General features: G+C 47.1%; 11 protein-coding genes. 6 read left to right on the top strand and 5 right to left on the bottom strand.

Annotated elements, in window-relative coordinates; translation table 11 throughout:
- Positions 1-324 precede the first annotated feature (324 nt).
- The 4 genes from AC5JL3_RS14205 to AC5JL3_RS14190 all read left to right on the top strand — a co-directional run bounded on the left by AC5JL3_RS14205 (position 325) and on the right by AC5JL3_RS14190 (position 7,868).
- Entirely contained in the window at positions 325-3,060 is a 2,736-nt protein-coding gene (locus AC5JL3_RS14205; protein ID WP_496075090.1) for a TonB-dependent receptor domain-containing protein, read from the top strand.
- A gap of 208 nt (positions 3,061-3,268) precedes the next feature.
- Positions 3,269-4,297: an ABC transporter substrate-binding protein gene (locus tag AC5JL3_RS14200; RefSeq protein ID WP_496075089.1), complete on the top strand. Its 1,029-nt coding sequence runs from the start codon at positions 3,269-3,271 to the stop codon at positions 4,295-4,297.
- Complete coding sequence (locus tag AC5JL3_RS14195) at positions 4,297-5,622, top strand: MFS transporter (RefSeq protein WP_496075088.1); 1,326 nt, start codon at positions 4,297-4,299, stop codon at positions 5,620-5,622. Before AC5JL3_RS14200 ends, AC5JL3_RS14195 begins: the two co-directional genes overlap by 1 nt.
- Positions 5,623-5,711: 89 nt before the next feature.
- On the top strand, positions 5,712-7,868 hold the full coding sequence (locus AC5JL3_RS14190; protein ID WP_496075087.1) for an acylase: 2,157 nt from the start codon (positions 5,712-5,714) through the stop codon (positions 7,866-7,868).
- A gap of 150 nt (positions 7,869-8,018) precedes the next feature.
- Here AC5JL3_RS14190 and AC5JL3_RS14185 read toward each other — a convergent pair whose 3' ends face one another.
- The 5 genes from AC5JL3_RS14185 to AC5JL3_RS14165 all read right to left on the bottom strand — a co-directional run bounded on the left by AC5JL3_RS14185 (position 8,019) and on the right by AC5JL3_RS14165 (position 13,428).
- Positions 8,019-9,674, bottom strand: coding sequence for an ABC1 kinase family protein (locus AC5JL3_RS14185; RefSeq protein ID WP_496075086.1), 1,656 nt, complete (start codon positions 9,672-9,674; stop codon positions 8,019-8,021).
- Positions 9,675-9,797: 123 nt separating this feature from the next.
- A complete protein-coding gene (locus tag AC5JL3_RS14180; RefSeq protein ID WP_496075085.1) occupies positions 9,798-11,174 on the bottom strand; it encodes an aldehyde dehydrogenase in 1,377 nt (458 codons plus the stop codon).
- A 234-nt stretch (positions 11,175-11,408) separates the two neighbouring features.
- Positions 11,409-11,618: a hypothetical protein gene (locus tag AC5JL3_RS14175; protein ID WP_496075084.1), complete on the bottom strand. Its 210-nt coding sequence runs from the start codon at positions 11,616-11,618 to the stop codon at positions 11,409-11,411.
- Between the two features lie 133 nt (positions 11,619-11,751).
- On the bottom strand, positions 11,752-12,006 hold the full coding sequence (locus AC5JL3_RS14170) for a hypothetical protein (RefSeq protein ID WP_496075083.1): 255 nt from the start codon (positions 12,004-12,006) through the stop codon (positions 11,752-11,754).
- Between the two features lie 246 nt (positions 12,007-12,252).
- Entirely contained in the window at positions 12,253-13,428 is a 1,176-nt protein-coding gene (locus AC5JL3_RS14165) for a PAS domain S-box protein (protein WP_496075082.1), read from the bottom strand.
- Between the two features lie 442 nt (positions 13,429-13,870).
- On the opposite strand from AC5JL3_RS14165, the gene AC5JL3_RS14160 reads away from it, so the two are divergent.
- The gene (locus AC5JL3_RS14160; protein ID WP_496075081.1) at positions 13,871-14,125 is read left to right on the top strand and encodes a DUF1830 domain-containing protein; all 255 of its coding nucleotides are present in this window, start codon (positions 13,871-13,873) and stop codon (positions 14,123-14,125) included.
- 104 nt (positions 14,126-14,229) lie between these two features.
- A complete protein-coding gene (locus AC5JL3_RS14155; RefSeq protein WP_496075080.1) occupies positions 14,230-14,568 on the top strand; it encodes a hypothetical protein in 339 nt (112 codons plus the stop codon).
- The last annotated feature ends 65 nt before the right edge of the window (positions 14,569-14,633 follow it).

Raw genomic sequence — 14,633 nt, 5'->3', positions numbered from 1 at the left:
TTATTTTCGATTAGACTTTGTTAAGATACAGCAATTCTTTTAATCTCGTCAAGGAGTTATCAGAACTTTTATTTTTAACCTATTCAAATTTAGACAAGAAGTTACCGCACAAGGCAAGTGGTACAAGCATTACACACTTTCAAAGGCTGGGTGTACAGATTATAGTTCTTGGCAAAGTAGGAATACTATACAAATCTTCATATCCTTTTCTTGACCTTAGTAACATTACCGTTTTATTCTGAGCGGGTGCTATTGAGAATAATTATTAAAACCTTTAGGGAACAATCAACACTCGATTGCCCCTATTGGGGGTGAGGAGAAGTCATGAAACTGTATCTACCGTTTTCAATCATTGCACTGCTCAGTATTGGCATTATGCCGCCAGTGCTGGCAGAGCCTTTGAGCGTTTCGGCTCAGCCTAATCCCAACCAAGCTTTAGGGACAGCAGTGCCAGATGGGGAGATGGAGAAAAGTTCTCCCCAGGCTTCCAGTTCTCAATTCCCAAGGACGACGATTCCCCGTCTTAGCGAGATAGAGTTTCCCCTTACCCGTGCGGAGGGGTTATTTCAGGAGTCTGTGCCAAACTCAGCAGGTTCATCACCAGTCGCTCAGGTCGAGTCGGGTGTTGCACAAGTAACAAGTGTACGACTTAACCCAACAGACATCGGCTTTGAAGTCATTTTAGAAACCCAAGATGGAGACTCGCTAGAAGTAGAAACCCGAAGTGAGGGCAATAGCTTAATTGCTGATATCCCCAATGCCGTGCTAGTGCTTCCAGAGGGTGACGAGTTTCGCGCAGACAACCCAGCAGAAGGAATTAGTTCTGTCAGTGTGACTCAGCTCGATGCGAATAGTATCCAAGTTGCCGTCATTGGAGAGACGGGAACGCCGACGGTGGAGGTGATTTCGACTGAGAGCGGTTTGACTCTAAGTTTGGCTCCAGTGCTAGAGGATGGGGAAGAAGAGCTTATCGGAGATGGGGAAGAAACAGAACTTGAAATTGTAGTCACTGCAACGCGCACGGCACAAGAGTTACCAAAAGTGCCGCGATCGGTGACGGTGATTACTCGTGACGAGATCGAGCAACAAGCCACCGTTACAAGGGACGTACAAGACATTCTTGCTCAAACAGTTCCTGGCTATGGACCTCCTACCGAAAGGGCTTTCACTGATACAACCGCTTCTTTGCGGGGTCGTGCGCCCCTAGTTTTAATTGACGGTGTCCCTCAAAATACGAATTCTGGTAATTTTGGCAGACAGCTACAAACAATCGATCCAGCTTCCATCGAGCGCATTGAGGTGGTGCGCGGACCAAGTGCGATCTATGGTCAAGGAGCAACTGGCGGTGTCATCAACATCATTACGCGAAAGCCCAATGAAGAGCAACGGCTGAGGACTACGGTAGAAGTAGGTGTCACGGCGGCATTAGGAGAGTTGGAAGCAGAAAGTTTTGGTAATTACCAAGAGTATGGACTTGAGATCAATGAAGGCGATGTTGACTTGATCATTAATCTATCGCGGGACGATGTTGGAGCAAGTTTTGATGCCGAAGGCGATCGCCTTGCCATCACTCAGGGGATAGATGAAAGCGAAACCTTCAACCTACTCGGTAAGGTGGGATGGGACATTAATGACCAACAACGGCTGGAACTGAGTGCCAGTCACTACTCTACTGAACGAGATACCAACGCGATCTCAGACCCAATTATTGACGATATTCCTGGCATACAAAAACCCCGCGCCATCGTTTTTGAAGAGGGCATCGACTTCATTGGCACTTCCCCGCAAAGCGATCGCAATACTGCCCTCAATCTCAATTACACGAACCAGAATGTATTCGGTAGTCAGCTTGGGCTGCAAGCCTACTTCCGAGATAACACAGTTTACACTGAAGGTCGCGATCGGCGAAACCGCGATCAGGGTATTGACCAAAGGGTTGTGGAAGCCGAAAATTGGGGCGCACGGTTGCAGATTGAGACACCCTTTAATCAAGAGGAAACGGTCAGCCTCCTTTGGGGAGCCGACTACGCAAACGAGGAGAACTCCTTTTTCAGAAATCTTTTCGATTCTGAAGAGTTCGATAACAGTGAGGGGCGAGTATTCCGCAAAATTGGTGAGGAGACTATTGTTCCTCCTTATGATGTCGAAAGCCTGGGTTTGTTTGCCCAACTGCAATGGGACGTGAGCGATCGCGTCGCTCTAAGCGGTGGAGCGCGTTACGATCGCTTTGATCTTAGCGTTCCCAGCTACACCAGTTTTTTGGGTGACGAGGTAGAAGGCGGCAAACGTAACTTTGATGATATTGTCTTCAATGTCGGTGCTGTCTATCAAGCCACCGATGAAGTGAGTTTGTATGCCAACTATGCTCAGGGCTTTTCAGTGCCCAATCTGGTAGATGTTCTGTTTGCGCCACCCGCCGGATTTAACTTTGAAAGCAGCGTGCGCGATCTTCAACCGCAAAAGGTTAACAATTACGAAATCGGGGTACGCGGCAATTGGTCTAAGGTGCAGGTGTCTTTAGCTGGTTTCTTCAACGAATCCGATTTGGGCGCAGCCCTCATACCTACTGATGATTTCTTTGAACTTGTCCGCGCTCCAGAGCGGATTTACGGCATAGAAGCAACTCTCGATTGGCAGCCCGGTGGCGGTTTTTCGCTAGGTGGTACGCTGGGTTGGTCAGAAGGGGAGGTCGATCTTCCCGATGATGATGAAGGGTACTTAGCTCTCGGAAACGATCGCATCCAACCGTTGAAGCTGACTGCCTTTGTCGAGCATCAAACCACTCCAGGTTGGCGGAATCGTCTTCAGGCTGTGTTAGTAGGCAATCGCGATCGCGCTTTTGAAGACGGAATCGATCTTTCACCCGTCGAGAGCTATGTTGTTTTGGATTATCTTGGCAGCATCCAACTCGGTCCTGGAATGCTCCAAATCGGCATCCGGAATTTGCTCGACAATCAATATTTCCAAGCCTACGACCAATCGCTACGGAGCGGCTTTGAGAGTTTTGTCAGTCCAGCCAGTGGCAGAACAATAAGTGTTGGCTACCGCGTTAGCTGGTGATGCAAGGATTGATACCGAGTTGCGTTCAAAGATAGTAGATGGGGATATGGGGAGAAAGAGAAAATTCACGAGAGGTCTGACCCCTCCCCTAGCCCCTCCTCTAAGAGGAGAGGGGAGTTCTGCTCCCCCTTCCCTTGCAGGGAAGGGGGTTGGGGGGTTAGGTTTTTCAAATTCGCCAACGGCTTCATGCCATTGGCCAGGGCTTAAATTGACTCTGAGGGTTATCCAACTGTGCCTGTTTGCACTGCTTGCCTTTGGGCTAGTCTGCGCTTGCAGCGGCAGTTTATCCCAAGATTCTGTTTCTACTGGCTCACAGTTATCTGAATCCGTGAAGGCTGCACCCCACGATGGCGATTCTCCAAAGACACAAGAGCGGCTGGAATCTCCCTGCCGAATGGTCAAGCACGCTCTGGGTGAAACTTGTGTCCCCGCTCATCCCCAGCGAGTCGTTGCACTGGTTAGCGATGCAGTCGTAAGTCTCTTGTCTTTGGGCGTTCAGCCTATCGGCGCAGTATCGAATGTGCCATCATTTGTACTCGACAAACTCAAGGATGTTGAGATTCTCGGCTACAGCGAACAAGTAAACCTTGAGAAAATTCTCCTTTTGAAGCCTGACCTGATTCTGGCTCAAAAATGGAACGCCGAGCCAGTTTACGATAAGCTCTCGAAAATTGCGCCCACTGTTATTACCGATTTCAGAATTGGTGAATGGAAGGAAGCGTTGGCGCTACACGCCGAGGCGCTGGGAATGACCGATAAGGCAAAACAATTGATGGCTCAGTACGACGAGCGTATAGAACGCTTTAAAGCTCAGATGGGACGACTGAAGCAAACAAGCATTTCACTCATCGGTGTTTATCCGGAGGGGATATTCATCTTCTTCCAGAATTCCTTTGGCGGCACAATTTTGGAAGATATCGGATTACCTCGTCCACCGGCTCAAGTTCGGGACAACAGCAGGATGATGGGGGAGAGGATAAGCAAGGAGCTAATGCGCTATGCCGATGGGGATGTCATATTAGCGTGGAGTCACAGCGATACTCTAGCAACCGTGCGATCGGCGCGAGAGAATCTGAATCGGCTCAAGTCAGACCCTCTCTGGTTGAAGCTGGACGCAGTTGAGCAAGGTAGGGTTTATCAGGTGGAAGACCATTGGACTATTGGTAGCCCTCTGACAGCCAACCTCGTCCTCGACGACTTGTTTAAGTACCTAATCGAGGAGCGAAGCAAGACGTGATGAGGATAACAAAACAGCTTGCTAGTCTGCGTACCTTCCTCATCATCTGGAGCGGTCAGACTGCCTCAATTGTCGGCAGTTACATGACCACCTTTGCCCTTACCCTCTGGGCTTGGCAACTGACGGGGCAAGCAACAGCATTAGCCTTGGTTTATTTCTTTAACCGTCTAGCGAACGTCTTGATTTCGCCCTTGGCTGGGATGATTGTCGATCGCTGGAACCGTAAATTACTGCTTGTTGCCTGTGACGCGGCAGTAGGTCTTTCCACACTCATCATCCTCCTGCTCTATCTGACCAACAACCTGCAAATCTGGCATATCTATGTAACCAGCACAATCAACGGTGCGTTTAGCTGCCTTCAGTTACTTGCCTACTCTGCCTCAGTCTCGCTGCTAGTTCCCAAGGAGCAATATAGTCGCGCCAGCAGCTTGGATTTCCTAGCGAGTTACGGTGCCGATATTATTGCCCCTGCTTTAGCAGCGTCTTTCTACTATGTCATTGGTCTGAGCGGAATTTTGTGCATTGATTTCATAACATTTGCGATCGCAGTTACAACACTACTCCTCGTACCCATTCCCCAACCTCCCCGCACTCCGACAGAACCGCAACCCCGAAAGAACATCCGACAGGAACTTTTCTTCGGCTTCCGCTACATCTTGGCGCGTCCCAGCCTGATGGCACTGGTTGTAGTAATGTCGGTGTTCCAGCTAGCTCATGACTTTGGCGCTGCTGTCTATTCGCCAATGGTTCTTGCCCGCTCTGATAATAATGCCACCGCATTAGCAAGCGTGTCGATGGCAGCAGGTGTGGGTGGCGTGTTTGGAGCGTCGCTCATGAGTACTTGGGGGGGACCAAAGCGCCGAATCCATGCCGTACTCATGAGCATGGTGGGGGCGGGCTTGAGCAAAACTGTATTTGGATTGGGTCAGAACCTGTCGATTTGGGTTCCAGCACAGTTCTGTTCCTCTTTTAATTTCCCCTTTCTTGGCAGTTGCTCTCAAGCGATTTGGTTGAGCAAGGTAAGACCTGATTGGCAAGGGCGAGTGTTTGCTGCGAGTTCCATGAGCGTGATGGTTACTTCCCCCATCGGCTACTTGCTCGGCGGCTCTCTGGCGGATTACGTCTTTGAACCAGCAATGAAGCCGGGAGGAAGTCTCGCTCCCGTGTTTGGCTGGATATTCGGCACGGGGGCAGGTGCAGGGATGGCACTACTATATGTGTTCTGTGCTATCTGCATGTTGCTCATTGGCTTGGCAGGGTACGCTTTCCCGATGTTGCGGGATGTGGAGAAGGTAATGCCTGACCACGATGCTGCTGTTGGCTAGTGCAGGCTCTTGCCTGATTAATTTCGACACGTAGCTACTGCACAGGAAGCTTAAATTGTCAATTTATATCAAACATTGTTTAAAAATAAATGTTCTCTGTACTGTCAAAACAAACTGGTTTTAGAAGGCGATCGCCTCTGCCGTTGCCCTTTGAGCGATCGCTCCGACTACTCCTGCTTTTCACTCTTGTCTTTACCTTACTCACAGGCATCCACAGCCTCGCTGCTGAGTCAAAAAAGACTGAAGTTCTTTGGGACACCTATGGGGTTCCTCATATCTATAGCCAGAATGCAAAGGAGCTGTTCCACGCCTTTGGGTGGGCGCAGATGCAAAGTCACGGTAACCTCATTCTGCGTCTCTACGGGCAGGCACGAGGACGGGCAGCAGAATACTGGGGTGAAGATTACTTAGAGTCAGATCGGTGGGTTCAAACAATGGGAGTTCCCGATCGCTCTCGTCAATGGTACGACAGGCAAAGCCCAACCTTTCGCGGCTATCTAGATGCCTTCGCCAAAGGGATTAACGCCTATGCCAAAGAACATGCCGAGCTAATTGATGACGAAGTTGAGACTGTACTGCCAGTGAGCGCAGTGGATGTACTGGCTCACCTCCAGCGGGTGCTTCATTTCACGTTTGTTGTCAATCCCGATCGCGTGGAAGACATTAGCGAAGAGCAGTCTGCTAGTACCGCGTTTGGGCAAAAAATGGGTTCTAATGGTTGGGCGATCGCACCTTCCCAATCTGCCAGTGGAAACGCGATGCTGCTGGCAAACCCACACCTGCTTTGGTCTGATTTATTCCTTTGGTATGAAGCCCAACTGACTGCCCCAGGTATCGATGCCTATGGAGCATCACTGGTCGGTATCCCCGTTTTAAACATTGCATTCAACGATTATCAAGGCTGGACTCACACCGTAAACACCCATGATGGATGGGATGCCTACGAACTGACACTAGCAAATGGAGGATACCAGTTTGACGGTAAGGTTCGAGCCTTTGAGACAGAAGAAAAACCCCTTAAAGTTAGGCAGGCTGACGGCACTCTACGTCAAGAACCATTAATAGTACGACGCTCCGTTCACGGGCCAATTGTTGCCGAGAAAGACGGCAAAGTCATTGCCTTACGGGTCGTCGGACTTGACCAGCCTGGGGCATTGGAGGAATGGTGGGATATGGCGCGTGCCAAAAACCTGGTTGAATTTGAAACTGCTCTCCAGCGCTTACAGATTCCGATGTTCACTGTGATGTATGCAGATCGAGACGGACACATTCTGCATCTATTTAATGGTCAAGTGCCAGTCCGAAGTCAAGGCGATTTTGAATCTTGGTCAAGCATCATTCCTGGCAACACATCGGCTACGTTGTGGACGAAACTTCACCCCTACCGCGATTTACCCCGCGTAATCGATCCACCAAGCGGCTGGCTACAGAATGCCAACGATCCACCCTGGACAACAACATTCCCACCTGCAATCAATCCGGATAACTATCCACCCTACATGGCACCACACAGTTTCATGGAGTTCCGGGCGCAACGCTCTGCTCATATGCTTGCTGAGGATAAACAAATTTCCTTCGAGGAAATGGTCGAGTACAAGCACTCGACACGCATGGAACTAGCTGATCGCTTGCTCGACGATCTAATTGCTGCTGCACAACAGCAGGGTGGAGAGTTGGCACGTCGGGCGGCTGATGTGCTAAGTGCTTGGGATCGTAAGGCTGATGCCAATAGCCGTGGTGCAGTACTTTTTGCCTTCTGGCAGCAAGCTGTCGATTTCTCCAACTTGTTTGCCATTCCTTGGGATGAGAATGCCCCATTTGCGACACCTGATGGTCTTGCCGATCCAACTAGCGCTCTGGCAGCACTGGAATCCGCAGCTACTAAGGTCGAGGCTGCTTATGGAGCGTTGGACGTACCGTGGGGAGACGTTTTCCGCTTGCGTGTTGGCGACATGGATTTGCCTGCTAATGGGGGTGCCGATGACCTCGGTCTTTTCCGAACGCTTTGGTTTGTTCCATCAGAAGACCAGCGTTTTGAAGCTATTGGAGGAGAGTCCTATGTTGCCGCGATCGAATTTTCTAACCCAGTCCGAGCAATGGCGCTGACGAGTTACGGCAATGCCACTCAACCTGACTCCCATAATAGAGGTGAGCAGTTGAGGCTGTTCGCGAGTAAAAAGTTGCGTCCTGTTTGGCGATCGCGTCAGGAAATAGAAGCTCATCTCACTTCGCGTGACGTGTTCTGAACACGACTTGGAAGGTGATTATCGTAGGAACTGGCTCCGTCTAGGCAGTCCTGCATACAGATAGTAAACAGTTCTATTCTAAGTATTTGTACCTGTGTGCCACTTAGTAAAGAACTTTATTGTTTGCGTACAGTTCTTATTGAACTCTAACTACTTCACTCGTCCACTTCTAATCATGCTGATTATCAACCACAAGCCGATTACACTAGCCACCACAAAGAGACTACCGCTCACCCAAAAGAAAATTGGATTACTGGGAGCTTGGGAAAAAATCATTGCAGCACCAATCAGGATAGCGGCTGTCACAATCCCGAAGGTTAGTTGATTACCTACACTATGGAGACTACGGCGAATTGGGTCAAGTCCTCGCACGGCTATGTTCCATTGCAATGTTTCAGAAGTCACCCGATCTAATAACATCTCCAATTGGCGAGGAGCCTCTAGGGATAGGGATTTGATATCCAGGGCTGCTCTTAAAAGGTCTTGCAGGGGAGCATGTCCAATTAATCGTTGCCGGAATAAATCTGCCATTAGGGGTTTAACTTGCTCGATTAAATTGAAATCAGGGTCGAGTTGGCGAGCTACCCCTTCTAGATTGGCAAGAGTCTTGGCATACAATCCCATGTTGCTGGGAACACGAATTTTGTGTTTCTGGGCAATTTGCAACACCTGATAGGTTAACTGACTAAAGTTAATTTCCGCTATGTTTAGGTTGTAGTAACGTCGTAGCAATCGGTCAAAGTCATTTTCTAAGTGAGCAAGATTCACAGGGATAGTAGATTCTGCCAGTTCCAGCGTTAATTGGCTACACCGCTTGCTATCTAAGTTTGCGATCGCCAAAATTAGTTCGATCAAAATCTGCTGCGTGCGGGGGTCTAAACGACCCATCAAACCAAAATCAATCAGAGCAATACGCCCTGGCTCAATATAAAACAGATTTCCAGGGTGAGGGTCAGCATGAAATATGCCGTCGATATAAAATTGTTGAAAATAAGCTCTAACAATTAAATCGGCAAGGGCTTGGCGTTCGGCTTTGGCATTGCCCCCATAGTTTGTCCCCTTCATGTCTGCCTGTAATAGGGGAACGCCAGTCAGCCACTCCATAACGAGTAACTTTTCACTCGTCAAATCCCAATAAATTTCTGGAAGAACGAGCTTTTGCGGATCGAACCAAAAACTCTTGGAGAGATTGCGCCGTAGCGTGTCAGTGTAACTGGCTTCTTGGGTAAAATTTAGCTCAGCCCGCAAGGCACTCGCGAATTCCTCAACGACAGAGACTAGATTGTAATACTGCCCCACAGCCGTGCGATTGACCAACCGTGCCAAGCCGCGAAGCAACCTAATATCTTGCTCGACAACTCTATCAATGCCTGGGCGTTGTATTTTTAATGCCACCTCACGTCCATCAATAAGCCTAGCGCGATGAGTTTGGGCGATCGATCCGGCGGCAACAGGTTGGTGATGAATAATGCTAAAAATTTGTTCTATTGGTTGAGAAAGCTGCTTGCGGATAATCGCTTCTACTGCTTCCCAAGCCACTGGTGGGACTTCAGCTTGCAGGGATGTTAAGGCTTCAATATAGGGTGGGGGTAACAGGTCGGGGCGCGTACTAAGCAGTTGTCCAAGCTTAACGTAGACAGGGCCAAGCTCCACCAATATATTACATAGCACTAATGGGGGGGGTAGTGAAGGTTCTTCAGTTTTCCCCCCAAGGAGAAGTCCTCGCATATAACCCCAACCGTGCCGGAGGACAACGTTAACAATTTTTCTTTGACGAGAGCTAGTTTGGGAAAGACCTGAAAACACACACCTCTACCTGAATGGGGGTTTCATTGGGATGAACAGGTGAAACATAGCCTGTTTGCTCCCGCGAGAGCGAGATTCCCCTTTAAGACTACCCGGAAATAACAAGACCTTTCCTTAAAACTTTTACCCGATAATCCGCTTGATGAGTTTTAGCTTGCCTTGATAAGGAGCATACCGCCAATCTAGGTCAAGTAAAAATGATCGCTTCAATACACTCTTCTGGTGTGAAAAGGTATCAAAACTTGCCTTGCCATGATAGCTGCCAATACCGCTAGAACCAACACCACCAAACGGCAGTTCCGAGACACCCACCTGCATCACCGTGTCATTAATACAGACTCCCCCAGATGAGGTTTCCCGTAAGACTCGTTCCTGCTTCTGCTGATCTTTGGAGAAGAGGTACAAGGCTAAGGGTTTTGGACGTGCATTAATTTTAGCGATCGCCTCTGACAAGTCTGAGTATTCCAGTACTGGCAGAATTGGGCCAAAGATTTCCTCTTGCATTACTGGTGTATCCCAATCGACCCCATCAATGACAGTAGGAGCAATGTATCGTTCCTCTGGATTAATTTGACCCCCAATGTAAGGTTGACCCTCGTTCAAAAATGAGGCAAGCCGTTCAAAGTGCCGTTGGTTAATAATCCTGCCATAGTCGGGGCTTTTAGCGGGGTCATCGCCGTAAAATTCTTGGATGTACTGTTTGATGCTCGTCAACAGGTCATTTTTAACTGTGCGATCCACTAAAAGATAATCCGGGGCAATGCAAGTTTGACCCGCATTGATAAACTTGCCCCAAGCAATTCGTTTGGCAGCGTGTTCTATATGGACATTTGAATCGACAATACAGGGACTCTTGCCGCCTAATTCTAGGGTTACGGGTGTTAGGTGTTTAGCTGCTGCCTCCATGACGATTTGACCAATTTTCGTGCCACCTGTGAAAAAGATGTGGTCAAACTTTTCGGCTAGGAGTTGTTGGCTTGTTTCCACACCACCTTCAATAGAGGTGATATAGCTAGGGTCAAACGTTTTTTCGGTAATCTGGGTGACGATGCGGGACGTATTCGCCGCAAGTTCTGAGGGTTTAAGAATCGCGCAATTGCCTGCTGCGATCGCACCTACCAAGGGAGAAATCATCAACTGAAACGGGTAGTTCCAAGGGCTGATGATCAGCACGACTCCCAGCGGTTCAGGATAAATGCAGGCGGAGGAGGGAAATTGCTCAATAGACGTGCTGACTTTTTTGGGCTTAACCCAAGACTTGAGATGCTTGATGGCGTAATCAATCTCTCTAACTACACCAATCTCAGTTGCATACGCCTCAAATTCAGGTTTGTTGAGGTCAGCATTAACGGCTTCAAGGATAGCGGCTTGGTTGTCTAGAATCGCTTGCTTGAGACGCTTAAGTTGTTCCAGGCGAAAGGCAACATCTTTCGTTTTGCCAGTGGCAAAGAATTCGCGTTGCTGTTGAATGATGTCACTGATTGGTGAGAGCGTTAACATCTTTGTCTCCTAAATCTGACCTACAGCTATGGACGCAGCGTATTGCCCAACACCACCAATGTATCATGGTGTCCCATCATCCAGATTTTAGGAGAAAACTTAGAGAATGCAAGTTGATAACGTAAGCGATTAAGTGAGAAGCCTCGTGCAGCGCAGCAGAAATAAGTAACCCGTTAACAACGGAGCCAAAAGTAGAAAGTATCAGCCTTTGTTCCTTCTGCCCTCTGCCTTTTTTTAATACCCATTAATGTCTGCTTCATCGAGGAGAATGCTTGCCTCGTTGCCAACTCTATCAAAATCAGGGTTTTGTTCCATCTCCATCTCAACAACATAAGTCCAGGTATTTGAACCAGGCTGATAGCTTTTGATTTTGCCTAAGCTGCCAGCAAAGCGGATTCTTTGATTCCTTGTAAATTTTGGTGTTGCTATTAAACTTGGATTCATTGATTTTCAACCTCCTTTTACTTATTTGGTTTTTGCGATCGCCTATTATTTCCTTGCGCTAATCCTCTCCTGTGTCAAATAAGCAGCTTAACGTTTTCTTGAAGGCAAAGCTTTTTGACACAAACAGTAGGAACTAGACTTTCAATTCGAGTTTTGCTGATTTTTGTAAACTATAGGCTTGGGCATTGGGCACTATAGTCCAGCCATTCTTAATTAGTCTTTGATAGGTTGCCCATCCTTTAGAACCCTGTGGTATCGTGTAGTCAGAAACGAAATAGCTTGAACAAGCTGTGTAAGGTTTCCAAGGTTCATTGGGATAATTCCGTAAGTGTAAGACCTTTTCTTCACCTGCTCCAAGAACAGGTAACCAACACATTTGACCAGGCATGTTGAACTCCTTCTATTCAAATTTAGAAAATATTTAGCCTTTCCTAGCGAGACTGAGTACTTAGGAAATCCTATATTTATAGTTTTAGTTAAAAGCTCATTTGTTTTAACTCTATCTAGAGATTTGCTTTCTGTACAAGTCCATCTATCTAAAGGATAAAATTAGTCATATAAATCTGTATAGAAGAACACTCAGAGGCTTGTTAACTATGACCTGTTAACGGTTCACAGATAACAAGCACTTCCGTTAAATTTCATTCTTTATAATCATGTGCTGCTTAGAATCAAAAGTAATCTTACCTTCTTGGCGGAACTTACTAAGCAATCGTGTGATTGTCACCCTCGTCGTGCAGCAGGCATCTGCTAAGTCCTGATGCGTTATCCGAACAGTCAAACGAGTACCTTGACTAACACTTTGACCAATTTCCTTTTTTAACAACTGCAATAGGTGATATAGACGGTCTTTCACTTGTCGCTTTCCAGCAATGGCTAAAAGTAATTCAGTTTGCCGTAAGCGTGCGTTGATATGCGACAAAAGAGCTTGAGTAAGATGAGGAGAACCTGCAATTTCTGATAGGGAAATGTTAACTAACTGAACTTCATCCGAAAATGCAATGGCTTGGTATATCGGCAGTGAGGTCAGGCTAGAGCCAAAAGGCATTGATGACCCGACCAACCCCATCAATATCTCGTCGCCGCTTTCGCTCATTGTGCTTAGCTTTACCAGACCTTGACGAACAATGTACAACAGCGAAGGTTCTAGGTGAATCAGCTCACCTTTGGAATAGCAATGCCAAGGACGATCATGGTAAGAGTCATACTCACTAGTATTAAGCGCCTTAAGTGCCCGCTTGCGCTCGCTGATGTCCCGTACTATCCAATGCAGGGTAACCGCCTGGTCTAGAACCTCGCGAACAACGGATATATTCACAGTCGCCTCAAAGGCTTCACCATGACGGGGTTGTAGACTCAGTGCCCACTCCTGTACCCATTCAGACCGATGCATCTGGAGAAGCTTGTTGCGAAATGTCCGACGTTCTTGGGGAGGAATGAAGCTAACAAGCAGTTTACCAGGTAGAAATGATTGCTCAATGTTGAGGAGAGTAGCCGCAGCACGATTAGCTTCCAGAATTTTCCCTTGGTCATCGGTTACCAAGTAAGCATTTGGCATGAACTCAAAGAGTTCTTTGTAGCGTTGCCGTTCTGCTTCAACCTGCGCTCGTGTTGTGGCTAGTTTTTCAGTCTGCTCAAGCAGTTGTTCTGCAGCTACCTGTAGTGCTTCTGAGGCTGTACCGAGTTCTTTGAAGGCAACGGGTAGCAGTAAATCTGATGTTGGCTGTAGCGCACCATCTGCGCCTCGGTACATATCAGCTAAGCGCCAGTGAATGGCTTGTACTTGCTTAGCAAACATATCCACGTTCATATTAAACCTTGAATATTCTTTTGACTTGAGGTGATCATAAAGAGTTTGCTTCCTTCATACACTACCCAATTGAGAGAGTAGTAAGGAATTAGCTGTTTGTACTTTAATGCATTATCGCGAAACGATGGGCAGCTAGGCTGAGGAGCAGTAATGTTGTTGTGTAGAAAATTAAAATCTTCATAGATAACCTTCCCTCCCTCGGCTGCGTTGTAACTGAGGTTACACAGATAGTTAACATTAGTTCTGTTGCTAGGTAGAAGTGCAACGCATACAGAAATAGTTATCTTTTTAATGACCAACTCCTATGCCATACCTGGGAGTACCGAACAAATGTAAACGGTAGACCTTTTAATGTGTATGTCTTCTACGCCAACTGCTACCTAACTTGCCTATCGGTCTATCTCCCAGGTGCTTTCTTCTACTCACTCTCACCAGAACTCTGATGTCGATACTTACTGCCTCTGAGAAAGCCACCGCTTTTAAAAGTGATCGCAAAATTTTATGTTTCTACATCAACACCACTAGTCAAGTTCAAGTTATCCGAATTACAAATAGTCCCAAGTTTAATTTTGAGCGAGTTATCTTTCCTGGTCAGCGTGAGATGTTTGATGCTGGGCTAGAAGGTTTTTTAGAAGTTTGCACAAAGACTAACAGTTCTTTTATTCCTTGCCAACAACTTAGTGTTACTGAAGGCTGAGTCAGTGCTAATAAATTTCTATTTTTAGCTATTACGACCTAGGGAAGGCTCCAGAACAATCATCATACAAATCAAAACTAAATCATTGAAACTTGAGGTAATGAATGCTTCCTAAGTTAATTAACTTAACCTTGCATTTAGTAATTAAAGAAGTTGACAGTGTCTTAGAAGATTGTCTTAAACAACCCTATCAAGCAGCCTTTTCAATCCAGCAATGGCGGCATAAGTTGATTAATTGCGTCCTCAACCAAATTCCCAATTACTATACAATTATTGAGGGTATGAAAGACTTACCGGAAGACCCTACCATTCTCTACCGTTGTCCAGAGGAACAGTCAATTCTCAAAGCTTTAATTTATAAGAGTATGGCTGAAGTTTTGCAACAAAACTCAGAGTCAATCAGTGGTGATATTCTTCAAAAACAAAGTTCCAATAATTACTGACTGACCATCTAAGCGGAATGGCACTGACTTAAAAAGAATTAGTCAACGGTTTATGAGCATTACCA

It is taken from the genome of Symplocastrum torsivum, assembly GCF_059505465.1.
The sequence above is the reverse complement of the archived record's forward strand: the minus strand, read 5'-3'. Positions and strand labels throughout refer to the sequence as shown.

Coding starts and splice junctions, on each gene's coding strand:
- AC5JL3_RS14205 (WP_496075090.1), top strand. CDS start 325: ATGAAACTGTATCTACCGTTTTCAATCATTGCACTGCTCAGTATTGGC.
- AC5JL3_RS14195 (WP_496075088.1), top strand. CDS start 4,297: ATGAGGATAACAAAACAGCTTGCTAGTCTGCGTACCTTCCTCATCATC.
- AC5JL3_RS14190 (WP_496075087.1), top strand. CDS start 5,712: ATGTTCTCTGTACTGTCAAAACAAACTGGTTTTAGAAGGCGATCGCCT.
- AC5JL3_RS14180 (WP_496075085.1), bottom strand. CDS start 11,174: ATGTTAACGCTCTCACCAATCAGTGACATCATTCAACAGCAACGCGAA.
- AC5JL3_RS14175 (WP_496075084.1), bottom strand. CDS start 11,618: ATGAATCCAAGTTTAATAGCAACACCAAAATTTACAAGGAATCAAAGA.
- AC5JL3_RS14170 (WP_496075083.1), bottom strand. CDS start 12,006: ATGCCTGGTCAAATGTGTTGGTTACCTGTTCTTGGAGCAGGTGAAGAA.
- AC5JL3_RS14165 (WP_496075082.1), bottom strand. CDS start 13,428: ATGAACGTGGATATGTTTGCTAAGCAAGTACAAGCCATTCACTGGCGC.
- AC5JL3_RS14160 (WP_496075081.1), top strand. CDS start 13,871: ATGTCGATACTTACTGCCTCTGAGAAAGCCACCGCTTTTAAAAGTGAT.
- AC5JL3_RS14155 (WP_496075080.1), top strand. CDS start 14,230: ATGCTTCCTAAGTTAATTAACTTAACCTTGCATTTAGTAATTAAAGAA.